Origin of the sequence: Nocardioides sp. Leaf307 (assembly GCF_001423135.1) — a bacterium.
Lineage (GTDB): Bacteria > Actinomycetota > Actinomycetes > Propionibacteriales > Nocardioidaceae > Nocardioides > Nocardioides kribbensis.
Window position 1 is genome coordinate 169,113 of sequence record NZ_LMNY01000002.1, and the last position, 18,150, is coordinate 187,262.

The window sequence follows — 18,150 nt, forward strand, 5'->3', positions numbered from 1 at the left end:
GATTGACCTCCGGACCCTAACCCCGGATCAACGCTCGGCGACCGGGTCCTCAGGTGACAACTGGGTTACGACTTGCCGCTCCCGCGCAGCTCGTGGCGCTGGCGCCACACGCCGCGGTAGAACTCGGCGCCCGACCACAGCGTCAGGGCCACGGCCACGGCCAGCAGCACCTGGGCGAGGTAGAACAGCACCTCGCCGGGCGTCTCGAGCCAGGACGGCAGGTCGGGGTCGAGCAGGGGCAGCACGAGCAGGCCGAGGGCCAGGCCCTGCACGGTCGTCTTGAGCTTGCCGAGGTCGGCGGCCGCGATCACCACGCGCTTGAGCACCGAGAGGCGCAGCAGCGTGACGCTCCACTCGCGCAGCAGCACCAGGATCGTGACCCACCACCACACCTCCCCCACGATCGAGAGCCCGATGAAGGCCATGCCGGTGATCGCCTTGTCGGCGATGGGGTCGGCGATCTTGCCGAAGTCGGTGACCAGGTTGCGCGCGCGGGCGATGTCGCCGTCGATCTTGTCGGTGGCCATGGCCACGAAGAAGATCACCCAGGCCACGGTGCGCCACGTGCCGGAGTCGCCGCCGTCGACGAGCAGCGCGGCGCCGAAGAACGGCACCAGCACGATGCGCAGCGTGGTGAGCACGTTCGGCAGGTTCAGGTTGCTCGGCTTGGGCGAGACGGGCTCGACCTCGGGCTGGGTCATCGGACTCCTCCGGTGGGCTCGGCGAGCAGGTCGACGCCATCGGTCGCGACGACGGTTGCCGCGACCAGACGGCCCACGGCGTGGGCGCCCTCGCGCGGGGCCTCGAGCGTCGTGGTGCCGTCGACCTCGGGGCCCTGGTGGGCGGCGCGGCCCTCGGCGGTGCCGTCCTCGCCGAGCGACTCCACGAGCACCTCGACGTGCTCGCCGATGCGCTCCTCGGCCCGCTGGGCGTTGAGCTCCTCGACCAGGGCGCTGACGTGCTCGGCGCGGGCGCGGACCTCGTCGTCGTCGAGCTTGCCGTCGTACGAGGCGGCCTCGGTGCCGTCCTCGTCGGAGTAGCCGAACACGCCCGTGACGTCCATGCGGGCGGCGACGAGGAAGTCGCACAGGGTCTGCAGGTCGTCCTCGGTCTCGCCGGGGAAGCCGACGATCACGTTGGAGCGCACCCCGGCCAGCGGGGCCGCGGCGCGCACCTGCTCGAGCAGGCCGAGGAACGACTCGGGGTCGCCGAAGCGGCGCATCCGGCGCAGCACCGTGGCGCTGGCGTGCTGGAAGGACAGGTCGAAGTACGGCACCACGCCGGGGGTGTCGCCGATGGCCTGCACCAGGCCCGGGCGGGTCTCGGCCGGCTGGAGGTAGGACACCCGGACCCGCTCGACGCCGTCGACCGCGGCCAGCTCGGGCAGCAGGGTCTCGAGCAGGCGCAGGTCGCCGAGGTCCTTGCCGTAGGAGGTGGAGTTCTCACTCACCAGGAAGAGCTCGCGCGCGCCCTGCTCGGCCAGCCAGCGGGCCTCGGCCAGCACGTCGGAGGGCCGGCGGCTCACGAACGAGCCGCGGAAGGCCGGGATCGCGCAGAAGGAGCAGCGCCGGTCGCAGCCGCTGGCCAGCTTGAGCGCCGCCATCGGGCCCGAGTCGAGGCGGCGGCGTACGGCGCGGGGACCGGTCGCCGGGCCGCCGGCACCGACCGTGGCCGGGTCGGCCGCCGAGCCCGCGACGGGGGCCGCCGGCGGCACCTGGTCACCGTGGCCGGGCACCGGGGTGGTGGAGGCGGCGCGGTCGACCGGCGAGATCGGCAGCAGCAGGCGCCGGTCCTGGGGGGTGTGCGGGTGGTGCACCTCGCCGGCGACGATGGAGCGCAGCCGGGCGGCGATGTCGGGGTAGTCGTCGAAGCCCAGCACCGCGTCGGCCTCGGGCAGCGACTCGGCCAGGTCCTTGCCGTAGCGCTCGGCCAGGCAGCCGACGGCGACGACGGCCTGGGCCCGGCCGCCCGTGCCGGCCGACGCCTTGAGGTCGGCGGCCTGGAGCAGGGTGTCGACGGAGTCCTTCTTCGCGGCCTCCACGAAACCGCAGGTGTTGACGACCACCGTGTCGGCGGCGGCGGGGTCCTCGACGAGGCGGAAGCCGCCGGCCTCCAACCGGCCGGCCAGCTCCTCGGAGTCGACCTCGTTGCGGGCGCAGCCCAGGGTCACCATGGCGACCGAGAGCAGCTCGCCGTCGGCCGGGGCGTCGGCGTCGTCGCGGGCGGGGAGGGAGGCGGGGAGGGATTCAGTCGTCATGATCGCCCCCGAGTATGCCGCCCGCACGGGGCCGGGCACGAACCCTCGACACGCGCGCGCCCCCGCTCCCGGGGCGTGGGCACCGGGGACGGGGGCGCGTCGAGGGACGGGTCGACGGACGGTCGACGGGTCAGCCGGGCTGCTCGCCGGGCTTGACCGCCAGCACCGGGCAGGTGGCGGCCAGCAGGATCCGCTGGGCCACGCTGCCCATCAGCAGCTTGCCGACCGGGGTGCGCCGGCGCAGCCCGATGACCACGAGGCGGGCGTCGACGTCGCTGGTCACCTGCAGCACCTGGTCGGCGACGTCGCCACCGACCGACTGGCGCACCTCGAAGGGCACGCCGGCCGCCGCGAGCTCGCGCTCGACCTGCTGCAGGGCCTCGGGTCCGGCGTAGCGGTCGTCGACGAGCGCGTCGCCCTTGGTGGCGTTGACCACCAGCACGCCGCGGCCGCGGTCGCGGGCCTCGAAGACGCCGTGGGCCAGGGCGACGGCGCCGAACTCGTCGGGGGCCCAGGCCACCACGACCCAGCCCTTCGCGCTGCTCGCGTCGTGCGACGCCGGGGCGCCGGCCTGGTCCTGCGTGCGGTCGTGCGTCTGGTCGCTCATCGACCCACCTTCTCATCGTCGCTCGCGGGGGCCGCGTCGGCGACCGCCTCGTCGGTGGCACCGCCCGGGGCGGCCGGTGCCTGGGGTCCACGGACCCGGCTCACCACGACCGGCGCCAGCACGGCGAGGGCGATGATCGCGTAGACCACGACCGCCAGCGGCTCGCTCACCAGGCCGGAGAAGTCGCCGCCGGAGATGCTCAGCGCCTCGCGCAGCTTGCCCTCCATGAGGGGGCCGAGGATGACGCCGAGGATCAGCGGCAGCACCGGGAGGCCGAAGCGGCGCATCATCAGCCCGAGCAGGCCGAAGACGAGCAGCAGGCCCACGTCGAAGGGGTCGAGGTTGGTGGCGTAGGCCCCCAGGCAGGCGAAGAACAGGATGCCGGCGTAGAGCTGGGGCCGCGGGATGCGCAGCAGCTTGGCCCACAGCGGGGCCAGCGGCAGGTTGAGCACCAGCAGCAGCAGGTTGCCGATCAGCAGGCTGGCCAGCAGGGTCCAGACCAGGTCGGCCTGGTCGGTCATCAGCTGCGGGCCGGGCTGGATGCCGTAGCCCTGGAGCGCGGCGAGCATGACCGAGGCGGTCGCGGTGACCGGCAGGCCCAGGGCCAGCATCGGCACGAACATGCCGGCCGCCGAGGCGTTGTTGGCGGCCTCGGGCCCGGCGACGCCCTCGATGGCGCCCTTGCCGAACTCGTCGTTCTTGGCCAGCTTGCGCTCCGAGACGTAGGACAGGAACGTCGGGATCTCCGCGCCGCCGGCGGGGATGGCGCCGAAGGGGAAGCCCAGCGCCGTGCCGCGCAGCCACGGCTTCCACGAGCGCTTCCAGTCGTCCTTGCCCATGAAGGGCTGACCGACGGGGATGATCTGCAGCGGGCTGCGGCGCAGGTGGGCCGCGACCCACAGCGCCTCGCCGAGGGCGAAGATGCCGACCGCGACGACGACGATGTCGAGGGGGTCGATCAGCTGCGGCAGGCCGAGGTCGAGGCGGGCCTGGGCGGTGTTGGGGTCGAGGCCGACCAGGCCGATGGTGAGGCCGAGGAAGAGCGCGATGAAGCCGCGCAGCGCCGAGGAGCCCAGCACGGCGGTGGTCATCACCAGCGCCAGCAGCATGATCGCGAAGTACGACGGAGCGCCGATCTGCACCGCGACGTCGGCCAGCGGCGGGGCGAAGAAGGCCACCAGCAGCGTGCCGATGGTCCCGGCGACGAACGAGCCGACCGCGGCGGTGGCCAGCGCCTGGGCGGCCCGGCCGCGCTTGGCCATCTTGTTGCCCTCCAGCGCGGTCATCACCGACGCCGACTCACCGGGGGTGTTGAGCAGGATGGAGGTGGTGGAGCCGCCGTACATGCCGCCGTAGTAGATGCCGGCGAACATGATGAAGGCCTGGGTCGGCTCGAGGCCGAAGGTCACCGGCAGCAGCAGCGCCACGGCCATGGCCGGGCCGATGCCGGGCAGCACGCCGACGAAGGTGCCGAGCAGCACGCCGACGGCGGCGAAGAGCAGGTTCTCGGGGGTCGCGGCCTGTTGCAGGCCGCCCCAGAGGAGGTCGAAGTCACCCATCACAAGATCCCATCGAGGATGCCGGGGGCCAGGGGGATGCCCAGGCCGACGTAGAACGCGTACCAGCTGCCGATCGCCAGCACGAGGCCGGCGATCACGTCGCGGATCAGCGTGCGGGAGCCGAGCGCCCAGGCGGCGCCGGCGAAGAGGACGGCACCGGTGACGGCCCAGCCGAGCAGGTCGACCGTGGCGATCGTGAAGGCCAGGACGCCCACGAGCTTGGCCACGGTGGCCCAGTCGGCGCGCTGGGCGAGGTCGACGTCCTCGCCGCCCTCGGGCTCGGCCTTCGAGCCGCGGGCCGTGGCGATGGCGAGGAGCACGCCGAGCAGCACCAGCACGGCGCCGATGACGTAGGGGAAGACCCGCGGGCCGACCGGGTCGCCGAAGCCGACGCTGAGGGTGGAGGCGTCGTAGAAGGTGTAGGCGCCGACGACGACGAGCAGGGCGGCCAGCGGGTACTGCGCCTTGTCGACGCCGCCCTCGGGCCGGTGGTCACCGGCCGGGGCGTGCCCGCCGGGGGTGCCCGGGGCGCCGGGCGAGGTCGTGGTGGGAGTGCTCACAGCAGGTCCAGCTCCTCGAGCGTCGACGAGACGCGGTCGTCCTGCTCCAGCAGGAAGGCTTCGAAGTCGTCCCCGGTGCGGAAGGCGTCGATCCAGCCGTTCTTCTCGAGCGTCTGCTGCCACTGCGGGGAGTCGTGCATCTCGGAGAGGTAGGCGATCAGCTCGTCCTGACGCTCCTCGGAGATGCCGGGCGGGGCCAGGACGCCGCGCCAGTTGATGAAGACCAGGTCGATGCCCGACTCGGTCAGGGTCGGGGCGTCCTTGACGGCCTCGCCGGTCAGGCGCTCCTCGCCGGAGACCGCGAGCACGCGCAGGTCGCCGGCGGCGATCTGGCCCTCGAACTCGCTGAGGCCGGAGAAGCCGACCTGGATCTTGTTGCCCAGCAGGGCGCTGGTCAGCGGGCCGCCGCCGTCGTAGGTGACGTAGCGGACCTCCTGCGGGTCGATGCCCACGGTCTCGGCCAGCTGCATCGGGAAGAGGTGGTCGGGGCCGCCGGGCGAGGAGCCGCCGCCGACGACGATCGAGCCGGGGTCGGCCTTCCAGGCCTCCACCAGGTCGTCGATGGTCTCGAACGGAGACTCCGCCGGCACGAGCACGCCCTCCTGCTCCTCGATCAGCTGTGCGATCGGGGTCGCGTCCTGCGGCCGGGCGTCGGAGGCGAAGGAGTACGTCGAGCCCACGACCCCCAGCCCGATGGTCATCAGCAGGTGCTCGTTGCCCTCCTGGCCCATCAGCTGGCTCATCGCGGCCGCGCCACCCGCGCCGAGGATGTTGGTGACCTGGAAGCTGCCGCCGGTGATGTCGTCCTGCTCCATGACCCCCACCGCCGCGCGGCCGGTCTGGTCGTAGCCGCCGCCGGGGCTGTTGGGGATCCACATGTCGAGGTCGGCGCTGTCGTCGCCGCGGGTCACGCCGCAGGAGGAGGCGGTGAGGGCCAGGGCGGTCGCGAGCGCGGCCGCCACGACGCGGGCGCGTCGCGGACCGGGCCGACCGGGCCGGCGGTCACGGCGTGGGCCCCCTCGCGGGGCCCGGGGTGCTGCGGGGAACATGTCTCTCCTGGGGAGTCGACGGGGTGGGACGTGTCGATCGTCACGCAGGCTGTGTCGGCCGTCACGATTAGGCAACCAAAGGAGGTTGTGGAACTTGTGGTCACGTCGCGGTGAGCGCGCCCGGGCCGGGGCCGGCTCGACGCCGCCGTCGCCCGGGGCGGCGACCGAGCGCGAGCCCTCGTCGCGCCGCCACCTCAGCCTGGCCGGGCAGTTCCTGATCCTCCAGCTGGTGGTGCTGCTGCTCGTCGTGCTGGTGACCAGCGTGGTGTCGGTGCGCCAGAGCGACGCCGACTTCCGCGACACCCGGGGCGCCCGGCTGCGCGCCGCCGCCGACAGCCTGGCCAACACCCCGGCGGTGCAGCTGGGCCTGCTCCGCAAGGACGACGCGCGCTCCCTGGCCTTCTACACCCAGCAGCGGCAGAACGACGTGGGCGCCAGCACCGTCTACCTGACCTCCCCCGACGGCACGGCCTTCGTCGCCACCGACCCGACCCGCGAGGGCGAGCAGGTGCAGCTGGGCCCCGACGCCGCGCAGGGACGCACCTGGACCGGCGACATCGTCGACCGGGGCAACCGGGTCATCGCCGCGCAGGTGCCGGTCTACGCCGGCGCCCGCGCCGCGACGCCGGGCCGGGCGGGCCGGCCCCCGCGCGTGGTGGGGCTGGTGGTCGTCACCGAGGACTACCCGCCCATCACCGAGCGGCTGCGCCAGACCACGGCCGACCTGCTGGTGGTGCTGCTGAGCGGGCTGGCCCTCGGCCTGGCCGGCTCCTGGCTGCTGGCGCGCCTGATCAAGCGGCGTACGCGGGGCCTGGAGCCGGCGGAGATCTCCGCGCTCGCCGACCAGCGCGAGGCGCTGCTGACCTCGATCCGCGAGGGGGTCGTGGCGGTCAACGGCGACGGCGTCGTCACGGTGGTCAGCGACAGCGCGCGCGAGCTGCTCGGCCTGCCGCCCGGCACGCAGGGCCGCGCCCTGGCCGACCTGCCGGTCAGCGACGCCGTGCGCGACCTGCTGCTGGCCCCCGACGACCTGCGCGACGGCGTGCTCGTCGTCGCGGGCCGGGTGCTGGTGACCAACCGCAACCAGGTCACCGCCGGCGGGCGCCGCATCGGCACCATCACCACCCTGCGCGACCGCACCGAGCTGCTCGCGATGCAGAGCGAGCTCACCGCCCGCGAGAGCGTCACCGAGACCCTGCGCGCGCAGACCCACGAGTTCAGCAACCAGCTGCACACCATCTCCGGGCTGCTCCAGCTCGAGGAGTACGACGAGCTCCAGGGCTTCCTCGGCACCCTCAACCGGCGTCGCGCCGAGATCACCGACCACGTGCTGGCCCGCGTGGACGACCCGGCGGTCTCCGCACTGCTCATCGCCAAGACCACCCTGGCCGCGGAGCGGCGCGTCGAGCTGCTGCTGCGCGACGACACCTCGCTCCCCCGGCTCGACCCCGAGCTGTCGGCCGACGTCGGCACCGTGCTGGGCAACCTGGTCGACAACGCCGTCGACGCGGTCGTGGCCGGGGGCGCGGGCGGCGGCGCGGGCGGCGCGGGCCGGGTCGACGTGCGCCTGGTGCGCGAGGACGACGGCACCGTGGTGGTGCAGGTCGCCGACACCGGACCCGGGGTGCCCGAGGACCGGCGCGAGGCCGTCTTCCGCCGCGGGGTGACCACCAAGCCCGGTGACGCGAGCGGGCGCGGGGTGGGTCTGGCGCTGGTGCAGGTGGTGTGCGAGCGGCGCGGCGGGTCGGTCTCGGTGCACAATGCCGAGGGCGCCGTCTTCACCGCGCGCCTGCCCGCCCCCACCGAGCCGATCCCACCGACCCCAGGACCGTGACCCCAGCGCCGTGACCGAGCCGACCGACCTGACCGTGCTGGTCGTCGACGACGACTTCATGGTCGCCTCGATCCACACCCGCTTCGTCGAGCGCGCCGAGGGCTTCCGGGTCGTGGGCGTCGCCGCGACCGGCGAGACCGCGCTGGCCGAGATCGAGCGACTCTCCCCCGACCTGGTGCTGCTCGACGTGCACCTGCCCGACCTCAGCGGCATCGAGGTGCTGCGCCGGCTGCGGGGTGCCGGCAACGACGTCGGCGTCGTCATGGTCACCGCGGCCCGCGAGGCCGACACCGTGCGCGCGGCGGTCGCCGGCGGCGCGGCGCACTACCTGGTCAAGCCCTTCGAGGCCGACGACCTGCACTGGCGCCTCGAGGCCTTCCGCGCCTCCCGCGCCGCCCTCGCCGGCTCGGCCACGCCGGGCCAGGACGACATCGACGCCGCCTTCGCCCCCCTCAACCGCGGCCGCGAGGTGCTGCCCAAGGGCCTGAGCCGCGAGACCGCCGACACCGTGCTCGCCGCCCTCGACGACGGTGTGGAGCGCTCGGCCGCGGAGTGCGCGGAGGCGGTCGGCATCTCCCGCGTCAGCGCCCGGCGCTACCTCGAGCACTTCGTCGCCCAGGGACGCCTCGCCGTGCGGCTGCAGTACGGCGGCTCCGGGCGCCCCGAGCGCCGCTACCGCCGCGCCTGACGCGGCGGGGTCCGACGACGCGCCCGCCGCGGACGTCATGCGCACCGTGGATGCGCATCCACCTCTCGTATGACGTCCCGCACCCGGCCGCCACCCGACCCGACCTCGGACGCACCACGACAGCCGCCACACCCCTTCTGAGCGCCCGCACGGGACGTCATACGCACCGTGGATGCGCATCCACCCCCCGCATGACGTCCCGCACCCGCCGCCACCCGAGCGACGCCCCCGCACCAGACGTCATACGCACCGTGGATGCGCATCCACCCCCCGCATGACGTCCCGCACCCGCCGCCACCCGAGCGACGCCACCGCACCAGACGTCATACGCACCGTGGATGCGCATCCACCCCCCGCATGACGTCCCACGCCGCCACGCCGCTCCCGCCGCCACGCCGCCACACGTCCCGCTCCCGCCGCGGCCCGACCCGGCCGCGGACGCACCGCGGCCCCGAGGAGCAGATGCTCCTCGGGGCCGGGTGGCGGTGTGCGGGTCGCGCCCGTGTGGTCAGTCCTCGACGGTGAAGGTGTCCTGGGCGGTCTTGCCCGTGGCGCCGAGGGCGCCGCGGTCCTGGCCGTCGACGGCGACCTCGACGGAGCCGTCGGAGGACTGCACGCGCACCGGCTGGGAGACCTTGTCGATGACCTTGACCTGGCCGAAGGTCAGCGTGCCCTTGAAGACCAGCTCGTTGTCGCCGTCGCGCACCCACACCGTGGCGCCGCCGCCGGCGGCGGTGAGGGTGACCGGCACGCGGGCGCCGGCCGAGGACTGCACGGCGGCCGGCAGGTTCGGGGCCGGGTCGCGCAGGTCGACCGGCTGGTCCATGACCAGCCGCGCGACCGACCAGCAGAGCACGAGCGCCATGACCGCGGCGATCATGATCGACCAGTTGGGGCCGCCGCGGGTGCCGCGGATCGCCCCGCCCGCCCCGAGCTCGGCCTCGAAGACGCGGCGCGGGTTGATCGGCGCGTCGGCGTACCTCGCGTCGTAGTCGGCGAGCAGCGGCGCCACGTCGACGCCGAGCACGCGGGCGAGGGTGCGCAGGTGGCCGCGGGCGTAGAAGTCGCCGCCGCAGGGGGCGAAGTCGTCGACCTCGATGGACTCGATGACGTGCGGGCGGATGCGGGTGCGCTCGGCCAGCTGGTCGACGCTGAGGCCCAGGCGGGTCCGGGCCGCGGCCAGCTCGGGGCCGATCACGGGGTCCTCGGCCGGCTCGGCGCCGAGGTCGTCGATGACGATCGGGGCCACGGCGTCGCCGGCGGTGGCGATCGGGCTGACCCGGTCGCCCCACACCACGGTGTCCTCGACCAGGCTCACGCTGCCGCTGCGGCGCAGCTCGCGCGCCTCGGGGAGGCCGCGGCGGGTGTGGTCGTCGGACTCGTCGTCGGCGAGGTCGAGGGCGTTGGCGCCGTGCACCAGGTCGGTGCGGATCTCGCTGCGCACCGCCACGACGGGCTCGCGCAGCGGGCTCGGCGTCGCGCTCGGGGTGACCTCGGGGCGCCCCATGACGGGCGCGCCCACGGGCGAGCCCGGCCCGCGCACGGCGCCGGTCCCGGCGGGGGCGTCGTGGGAGGAGTCGCCGTCGGCGGGTCCGCCGTCGGTGGCCCGCTCACGGCGCCAGGGCAGCCGCGAGGCCAGGTCGCCGATGGCCTGGGCGAGCGCGGGACGGGGGTCGTGGGAGCGACCCGCGTCCTCCTCGGTCCCCTCGTGGGCGAGACGGTCACCGTCACTGGGGGCGTACGCCGCAGCGCTCGCACCCACCGCGGGGCGCACGGCCGTGTCGTCGGCTCCGGCGGGCGGCGCGGTGGCTGCGGGGACCTCGTCGGTCCCGGCCGCCGGAGGCTGCTCGGTGGTGACCCGCTGGGCCACCGCACGCTCGGCGTCGGCGTCGGCCTCGGCGGGTGCTGCGGTGCCCGCGGCGGCCTCGGCGGCCTCGGCGGCGTCGGCGTAACCGGTGGGCCCGGTCGCCGGGTCGCCGTCGTGGACGGCGGCCCAGGCCTCGTCGTCGAGGTACTCGTAGCCCTCGATCTCGACCACCTCGACGGCACCGCCCGCGAGGGCGTCGAGGGCGTCGACGACGGTGGCGCCGGGCTCGACGCCGACCACGCGGGTCGAGACCGACAGCGGCACCGAGATCGGGTCGTCGTCACCGGCCAGGACGTCGATGGCCCCGTCGCGCACGACGCGGCGGCGCGGGAGCACCTCGACGGCCTCGATCTGGGTCCAGGGCAGGCCGCGCCAGGTGCGGCCGGTGCGCAGGCGCACCCCGAGGTCGTCGGCGACGAAGAGCGGGGTGCGGGCGTCGCGCAGGACCAGGGCGTGGCCGACGGCCACGAGGGCCATCACGACGCAGAGCACCCAGTCGAGCGCCGCGCCCGTCGCGGTGGCGCGGGCGAGGTAGGCCGCGGCCACGAGGGCGGCGACGCCCCCGATGGCGCCGGCCAGCACGCCGTTGCGGCGTACCTCCACCGTGCGCGGCGCGGCGCCGTGCCCGTCGGCGGCCAGGCTCTCGGTGGCGCCCTCGGCGGGCTCGGTCAGGTCGGTGCGGATGTCGTTCACATCTCCCCCTGCAGGGTCGCGATGACGCCGTCGATCTCGTCGGGCTTGACCAGCACGTCGCGGGCCTTGGAGCCCTCGCTGGGTCCGACGACGCCACGGCTCTCCATGATGTCCATCAAGCGGCCCGCCTTGGCGAAGCCGACACGCAGCTTGCGTTGCAGCATCGAGGTCGACCCGAACTGCGTGGACACGACGAGCTCGATGGCCTGGATGACCAGGTCCATGTCGTCGCCGATGTCGTCGTCGAGCTCGCGCTTGCTGGCCGCGGGGGCGGTGACGTCCTCGCGGTAGGTCGGCTCGAGCTGCTCCTTGCAGTGCTTGACCACCTGGGCGATCTCGGCCTCGGTGACCCACGACCCCTGCACGCGCACGGCCTTCGAGGAGCCCATGGGCAGGAAGAGGCCGTCGCCCTGGCCGACCAGCTTCTCGGCGCCCGGCTGGTCGAGGATGACCCGGCTGTCGGCGAGCGAGGAGGTGGCGAAGGCCAGGCGCGAGGGCACGTTGGCCTTGATCAGGCCGGTGACCACGTCGACCGAGGGCCGCTGCGTCGCGAGCACCAGGTGGATGCCGGCCGCGCGGGCCAGCTGGGTGATGCGCACGACCGCGTCCTCGACGTCGCGCGGGGCGACCATCATCAGGTCGGCCAGCTCGTCGACGATGACCAGCAGGTAGGGGTAGGGCGAGAGCTGGCGCTCGGACCCGAGCGGCACCTCGACCTTGCCCGCCCTGACGGCCTTGTTGAAGTCGTCGATGTGGCGGAAGCCGAAGTTGGCCAGGTCGTCGTAGCGCATGTCCATCTCGCGCACGACCCAGGCCAGCGCCTCGGCGGCCTTCTTGGGGTTGGTGATGATCGGGGTGATCAGGTGCGGCACGCCCTCGTAGGCGTTGAGCTCGACCCGCTTGGGGTCGACCATGATCATCCGCACCTCGTCGGGCGTGGAGCGCATGAGGATCGAGGTGATCATCGAGTTGATGAACGACGACTTGCCCGAGCCGGTGGCGCCCGCGACGAGCAGGTGCGGCATCTTGGCGAGGTTGGCGACCACGAAGCCGCCCTCCACGTCCTTGCCGAGCCCGGCGATCATCGGGTGGTGGTCGGAGCGCGCCGTCGTGGAGCGCAGCACGTCGCCGAGGGAGACGATCTCCTTGTCGACGTTGGGGATCTCGATGCCGATCGCCGACTTGCCGGGGATCGGGCTGAGGATCCGCACGTCGGCCGAGGCGACGGCGTAGGCGATGTTCTTGCTCAGCGCGGTGACCTTCTCCACCTTCACCGCGGGGCCGAGCTCGACCTCGTAGCGGGTGACGGTCGGGCCGCGGGTGTAGCCGGTGACCTGGGCGTCGATGTTGAACTCGTCCATGACCTGCATGAGGCGGTCGACGACCGCGTCGCTGGCCTTGGAGCGGGCCTTGTGCACCGAGCCGGGCTTGAGCACCTCGCCGGCGGGCAGGTGGTAGGTGACGTCGCCGGAGAGCGCGAGCTGCTCCACGCGAGCCGGCAGCGGCGTGTGCGGCGGCGGGACCAGCTCCTCCTTGGCCTCCGGCTCGTCGTCCTCACCGAGGTCGGAGAGGTCGGGGAGGTCGGGGGCGACCGGGCGCCGCGCCGACGGCTTCGCCGCCGGGGTACGCGGCTCGGGGGCGAAGAGGTCGACACCGGCGTCCGTGGCGACCTCCTGCTCCATGGCGACCTCGATGGGGTCCTTGCGGCGCCGCTTCTTCAGCTCGCGGTCGCTGAGCACCGGGCTGTCGTAGGCCGGGTCGCCCATCTCGGGGTCGATCTCGTCCTCGGCGTCGTGGCGCCCGCGGCGCGAGCGGGTGGCCCGGGTGTCGTCGTCCTCGTAGAGGTCGCGGCCCAGGGCGCGGTCGCGCAGGTCGGCGAGCTTGACCGGCACCTGGTAGAGCGGGGTGGCGGTGACGACCAGCAGGCCGAAGACGGCGAGCAGCACGAGCAGCGGCACGACGACGTACTCCTCGCGGAGCAGGTCGAGCAGCAGCGAGGAGACGACGTAGCCGATCGCGCCGCCGCCCTCCTGCAGCGGGCCGGCGTCGCCGCGCACGGGCTGCGGGCTGCCACCGGCGATGTGCACGATGCCGAGCACACCGAGGGCCAGCGAGCTCCAGCCGATGACCTGACGACCGGCCGGGCCGTTGCCGACCGGGTCGCGCATGGTGCGCCAGCCGACGACCACCAGGGCCAGCGGCACCAGCCAGCCGACCTTGCCGACGGAGCCGGTGACCGCGGTGCGGGTGATCTCCATGGCGCTGCCACCGAGCTGGAACCACACGGCGGCGGCGGCGACGACCGCGAGGGCGAGGACGAAGAGGCCCGCACCGTCGCGACGGTGCTCGGGGTCGAGCTCGCGGGCGCCGTGCCCGATGCCGCGGGCCAGGGCGCCCACGCCGTGGGCCACGGCGAGCCAGGTGGCGACCACGCCGCGCAGGACCGCGTCGAACAGGCGCGCGACCGGGCCGCGACCGGTGCGCACGGCGCGCGGCGCCGGACGCGCGGCGGGGCGCTTGGTCGCGGGCCGCTTGGTCGTCGAGCGACCACCCGTCCGGCTCGCCGGACGGGCTGCGGTCTTCTTCTTGGGCGCAGGCCGCTTGCCGGTGGCCTTGCTGCGCGCGGTCGAGGTGGTCGGGGTACTCCGTGGTCGGGCGCTCGAGCCGTTGCGGGACGTCGTGGGGGACGTCGACGTGGACGTGCTCGTGCTCCGCGACCCCGGCGGGGAAGACGTACGGGTCGCCATGCTGGTTAACCTAGAGGAACGCCACTCCAGTCACAGGGACCACAGGAAGCGTGTCGCGCCCCAGCCGTCACCACTCCCCCACCGGGGTGGGCGGACCCCGGTGGACCGGCGGTGGTGGCACGGCGGTGGTGGCACGGCGGGCATCCCGCGCCGGGCGGGCCTCAGGCGGGCAGCAGGCCGGCGGCCTCGAGGCCGGCACGCAGCGCGGCGACCTCGGTGTCGTCGAGCTCCAGCAGCGGCGAGCGGACCCGGCGGTTGTCGAGCACGCCGAGCAGCTCGAGGCTGGCCTTGGCCGTGGTGGCGCCGTAGTTGGCCACCCCCATGACGGCCTCGATCGCCGGGAGCATCCGGGTGTAGATCTCGAGGGCCTCACCGACACGGCCCGCGCGGTGCGCGTCGTGCATGGCGCGCAGCTGGTCGCCGGCGACGTGGCCCACGACCGAGACGAAGCCGACCGCGCCGTGGGCCAGCCAGCCGAGGTTGGCGATGTCGTCGCCGGAGTAGAGCGCCAGGCCGAGCTGGCTGATCCGCACGCCGCGGGCCAGGTCGCCCACCGCGTCCTTGACCGCGAGCACCTGCTCCCAGCGGGCGACCTCGGCGTAGGACTCCAGGCTGAGCTGGGTGCCGGTGCGGCCCGGCACGTCGTAGAGCATCACCGGCACGTCGCTGGCCCCGACGACCTGGCGGAAGTGGTGCAGCACCCCGGCCTGGCCGGGCTTGTTGTAGTAGGGCGTCACCAGCAGCAGCCCGTCGGCGCCGGCCTGCGCGGCCTGCTTGGCCAGGCCGATGGAGGTGCGGGTGTCGTTGGTGCCGACACCGGCCACCAGGACGATGTCGGGGCCGACGGCGTCGCGCACGGCGGCGAGGACCTCGCCGTCCTCGGCCGGGGTGGTGGTCGGCGACTCGCCGGTGGTGCCCGAGACGACGAGGCCGTCGTGGCCGTGGGCGACGAGGTGGCGGGCGATGCGCTGGGTGCTCTCGAGGTCGAGCGACCCGTCGGGGGCGAAGGCGGTGGCCATCGCGGTCAGCACGGTGCCGAAGGGTGCCGTCGGGGCCCCGGGAGTCGCCTCAGCAGTCATGGCGGCAGGCTATCCCGCCCGGTCGTCGCGCCGCGGGACCGGTCACGCCGCACGGCCGGCGGGCAGGTGCGGCGCCACCTCGGCGGCCACGAGGCGCAGGTGGTCGAGGTCGTGCAGGTCGAGCACCTGGAGGTAGAGCCGCTGGCAGCCCTCCGCGGCGTAGGCCCCGATCCGGTCGAGGACCTCCGCCGGGGTGCCGGCCAGGCCGTGGGCGCGCAGATCGTCGACGTCGCGCCCGATCGCCCCGGCCCGGCGGGCCACCTCCGCCTCGTCGGCGCCGACGCACAGCACGAGGGCGTTGGACCACGTCATCGAGGCGGGGTCGCGGTCGACGGCCTCGCAGGCCCGGGCGACGCGGGCGCTCTGCTCGCGGGTCGTGGCGGTGTCGACGAAGGGCAGGTTGAACTCGTCGGCGAAGCGCGCCGCGAGCTCCGGCGTACGCCGCTTGCCGAGGCCGCCGATGATCACCGGGGGCGGGGTCTGCACCGGCTTGGGCAGGCCCGGGGAGTCGCGCACGACGTGGTGGCGCCCCTCGAAGGTGAAGCCGCCCCGGGTCGCCCACAGCCCGGTGACGATCTCCAGCTGCTCCTCGAAGCGGTCGAAGCGCTCCCCCACCGACGGGAACGGGATGGCGTACTTCTCGTGCTCGGCGGCGAACCACCCGGCGCCGATCCCGAGCTCGACGCGCCCACCGCTCATCTGGTCGACCTGGGCCACCTGCACCGCCAACGGCCCGGGGTGGCGGAAGGTCGCGCTGGTCATGAGCGTGCCGAGGCGGATCGTGCTGGTCTCGCGGGCCAGCCCGGCCAGGGTGGTCCAGGCGTCGGTCGGCCCGGGCAGGCCGTCGCCGCTCATCGCGAGGTAGTGGTCGGAGCGGAAGAAGGCGTCGAAGCCGAGGGCCTCGGCCTCGCGGGCCACCGCGAGCAGGTCGTCGTAGGTGGCGCCCTGCTGGGGCTCGGTGAACACGCGCAGATCCATGCCGCCATGCTGCCAGCAGCCCGGCGCGGCGCAACCCCGCCGGAGCGTCGCGGACCTGCGAGGATGACGCCTCCGACCACGCGGGAGGCGACGGTGGAGGCCACAGACGAGACGGCGCGCACGGTCACCGGCGACCTGCGCCCGGTCTACCAGATCATGCGACGGCTCAACCTGGGCGGCGACGTCGCCTCGGTGCTCGACGCCGTGGCCGAGGGCGCCGCGGCCACGGTCGGCTTCGCGGTGGCGGCGATCAGCTACCTGCGCGAGGACGCCACCTTGGAGATCGTCAGCGTCGCGGGCAGCGCCGAGGCGCGCGAGCAGCTCGTCGGCACCCGGGTGCCGCTGGCGCTCATGGAGGAGGAGCTGGCGCTCGCCGACGCGTGGGGCTCGCTGCTCTTCATCCCCGCCGAGCGGCTGGCCGACCTGCCGACCGACGGCTGGATCCCTGTCTCCGACACGGCGGTCCCCCGTGACGAGCCGGCCCCCGACGACCCCGACCGGTGGCGGCCGGAGGACACGCTGCGCGCACCGCTGCGCTCCCCCGAGGGCGAGCTGCTCGGCCTGCTCTCGGTCGACCTGCCCCTCGACGGCCGCCGCCCCGACGCGGCGCGGCGCGAGCAGCTGGAGATGTACGCCGACCTGGCCGGCATCGCCCTCGGCAACGCCCGGCGCGCCGTCGACCTGGCCGAGCAGGTGCGCCTGGGCGCGGCGGTCGACGCGATCAACAGCGAGGCCGGGGCCAGCCTCGACGCCGCGCAGGTGGTGGACCGCGCGACGACCTCGATCGCCGCCGCGCTGCGCTCGGACTGGGTGCGGGTCAGGGTCGTCGGCGCCGGCGCGCTGCCGGGCACCGACCACGGGGCGCGCTTCCCCACCGGCGAGGCGGAGACCCCCGCCCCGGTCGTGGCCTGGGCGACGCGCGAGGCCTGCGACCACTGGGCCGCCGGCACGGTGTCGCTCACCTCGGTCGATCCCGGCGCCACCTCGCTGACCACCCACACGCTCCACCTCGACGGCACCACCCGCCGCCCGGTGGCCGGCGGGGCCGCGGGCTGGGTCAGCCAGCCGCTGAGCCCACGGTCCGACATCGGCGACGAGGCCGAGCGCGCCGCCGTGCTGGCCCACCTGCACGGCAACGACCTGAGCAGCATGCTGATGGCGCCGATGGGCGCCGGCACCGACTGCTTCGGCTACGTCGTGCTCGCACGGCGCGACGGACCTGGCAGCGGCGGCGGGGCGGGGGCCGGCGCAGGGGGCGGGGGCGGGGGCGGCAGCGTGCCCGGCGACGGGTCCGGTCAGGGTCCCGCCGACGGGGCGGGCAGCGGCGCGGAGACCGCCGCCGCGGGCTGGACGACCCACGAGGTGCGCGCGGCCAGCCAGGTCGCCCGCCACCTCGGTCAGGCGGTGCTCAACGCCCGGCTGCTCGAGCGCGAGCACGTGCTCGTCGAGCAGCTCGAGGCCCTCGACGTCTACAAGAACGACCTGATCTCCACCGTCTCCCACGAGCTGCGCACCCCGCTGACCTCCATCCAGGGTCACCTGGAGCTGATCGAGGACGACCCGGCCGCGGCGCCCGCGGCCAGCTTCCAGGTCGTGCGCCGCAACCTCGACCGCGTGCTCTCCCTCATCGACGACCTGCTGACCCTCAAGCGGCTCACCGACCGCGAGGCCACCTCCGAGGCCGCGATCGTCGACCTCCACCAGCTCGCCGTCGACGCCGTGGCCGCCTTCCGGCTCCACGCCCAGGAGGACGGCGTGCGGCTCGTGCTCCAGCCCCACGGCGGGCCGCTGCTCATCAGCGGCGACCACGACGAGCTCGAGCGGGTGGCGCTCAACCTCGTCGGCAACGCCGTCAAGTACACCCCCGCCGGCGGCGAGGTCAGCGTCTCGGTCGAGCGCAGCGAGCGGTTCGTGCGCTTCGTGTGCCGCGACACCGGCCTGGGCATCAGCAAGCCCGACCAGGAGGAGCTGTTCACCGAGTTCTTCCGCTCCACCAACCCCGAGGCGCTCGCCCGCCCCGGCACCGGCCTGGGGCTGAGCATCGTGCGGCGCATCGTCCAGCGCCACGGCGGCTCGATCCGCCTGGAGTCCGAGCTCGGCGAGGGCAGCACCTTCACCGTGCGGCTGCCGCTGAGCCGCCTCTGAGGCTCGGCCGGCCGCCCCCGCCCCGGGCGTCATACGAGAGGTGGATGCGCATCCACCCTCCGCATGACGTCCCACCCCAACCTCCGG

Annotated in this window: 13 protein-coding genes; 3 read left to right on the top strand and 10 right to left on the bottom strand. The window is 74.5% G+C overall.

All coding sequences use genetic code 11. The features are described from left to right. Positions 1 to 65: 65 nt before the first annotated feature. From pgsA to ASF50_RS10135, 6 genes are all read right to left on the bottom strand, one after another. Positions 66 to 701 (bottom strand): CDP-diacylglycerol--glycerol-3-phosphate 3-phosphatidyltransferase, encoded by a 636-nt coding sequence (gene pgsA / locus ASF50_RS10110; RefSeq protein ID WP_056904409.1) that lies wholly within the window; start codon positions 699 to 701, stop codon positions 66 to 68. Continuing rightward, entirely contained in the window at positions 698 to 2,257 is a 1,560-nt protein-coding gene (rimO, locus tag ASF50_RS10115; RefSeq protein ID WP_082503091.1) for a 30S ribosomal protein S12 methylthiotransferase RimO, read from the bottom strand. The genes pgsA and rimO overlap by 4 nt, the downstream gene beginning before the upstream one ends. A 130-nt stretch (positions 2,258 to 2,387) precedes the next feature. Further along, the gene (locus ASF50_RS10120) at positions 2,388 to 2,864 is read right to left on the bottom strand and encodes a universal stress protein (RefSeq protein WP_082503092.1); all 477 of its coding nucleotides are present in this window, start codon (positions 2,862 to 2,864) and stop codon (positions 2,388 to 2,390) included. Then, a complete protein-coding gene (locus ASF50_RS10125; protein WP_056862705.1) occupies positions 2,861 to 4,423 on the bottom strand; it encodes a tripartite tricarboxylate transporter permease in 1,563 nt (520 codons plus the stop codon). The genes ASF50_RS10120 and ASF50_RS10125 overlap by 4 nt, the downstream gene beginning before the upstream one ends. Continuing rightward, positions 4,423 to 4,983 (bottom strand): tripartite tricarboxylate transporter TctB family protein, encoded by a 561-nt coding sequence (locus ASF50_RS10130; protein WP_082499968.1) that lies wholly within the window; start codon positions 4,981 to 4,983, stop codon positions 4,423 to 4,425. Before ASF50_RS10130 ends, ASF50_RS10125 begins: the two co-directional genes overlap by 1 nt. Continuing rightward, the gene (locus tag ASF50_RS10135; RefSeq protein WP_056862704.1) at positions 4,980 to 5,945 is read right to left on the bottom strand and encodes a Bug family tripartite tricarboxylate transporter substrate binding protein; all 966 of its coding nucleotides are present in this window, start codon (positions 5,943 to 5,945) and stop codon (positions 4,980 to 4,982) included. Before ASF50_RS10135 ends, ASF50_RS10130 begins: the two co-directional genes overlap by 4 nt. A 181-nt stretch (positions 5,946 to 6,126) precedes the next feature. Between ASF50_RS10135 and ASF50_RS10140 the strand changes: the two genes are divergently transcribed. Beyond that, positions 6,127 to 7,866, top strand: coding sequence for an ATP-binding protein (locus tag ASF50_RS10140; RefSeq protein WP_200920111.1), 1,740 nt, complete (start codon positions 6,127 to 6,129; stop codon positions 7,864 to 7,866). A 10-nt stretch (positions 7,867 to 7,876) separates the two neighbouring features. After that, positions 7,877 to 8,554, top strand: coding sequence for a response regulator (locus tag ASF50_RS10145; RefSeq protein WP_228942034.1), 678 nt, complete (start codon positions 7,877 to 7,879; stop codon positions 8,552 to 8,554). Between the two features lie 508 nt (positions 8,555 to 9,062). Here ASF50_RS10145 and ASF50_RS10150 read toward each other — a convergent pair. From ASF50_RS10150 to ASF50_RS10165, 4 genes are all read right to left on the bottom strand, one after another. Beyond that, positions 9,063 to 11,114 carry a helix-turn-helix domain-containing protein gene (locus tag ASF50_RS10150; protein WP_056904410.1) on the bottom strand — a complete coding sequence of 684 codons (2,052 nt, stop codon included), beginning with the start codon at positions 11,112 to 11,114 and terminating at the stop codon, positions 9,063 to 9,065. Then, positions 11,111 to 13,861 (bottom strand): FtsK/SpoIIIE family DNA translocase, encoded by a 2,751-nt coding sequence (locus tag ASF50_RS10155; protein WP_082503095.1) that lies wholly within the window; start codon positions 13,859 to 13,861, stop codon positions 11,111 to 11,113. Before ASF50_RS10155 ends, ASF50_RS10150 begins: the two co-directional genes overlap by 4 nt. Before the next feature lie 161 nt (positions 13,862 to 14,022). Beyond that, a complete protein-coding gene (gene dapA, locus ASF50_RS10160; RefSeq protein WP_056904411.1) occupies positions 14,023 to 14,940 on the bottom strand; it encodes a 4-hydroxy-tetrahydrodipicolinate synthase in 918 nt (305 codons plus the stop codon). Positions 14,941 to 14,982: 42 nt separating this feature from the next. Then, positions 14,983 to 15,918 carry an LLM class F420-dependent oxidoreductase gene (locus ASF50_RS10165; protein ID WP_056904412.1) on the bottom strand — a complete coding sequence of 312 codons (936 nt, stop codon included), beginning with the start codon at positions 15,916 to 15,918 and terminating at the stop codon, positions 14,983 to 14,985. A 93-nt stretch (positions 15,919 to 16,011) separates the two neighbouring features. Here ASF50_RS10165 and ASF50_RS10170 point away from each other — a divergent pair, with 93 nt between their 5' ends. Then, entirely contained in the window at positions 16,012 to 18,063 is a 2,052-nt protein-coding gene (locus ASF50_RS10170; RefSeq protein ID WP_056904413.1) for an ATP-binding protein, read from the top strand. Positions 18,064 to 18,150 lie beyond the last annotated feature (87 nt).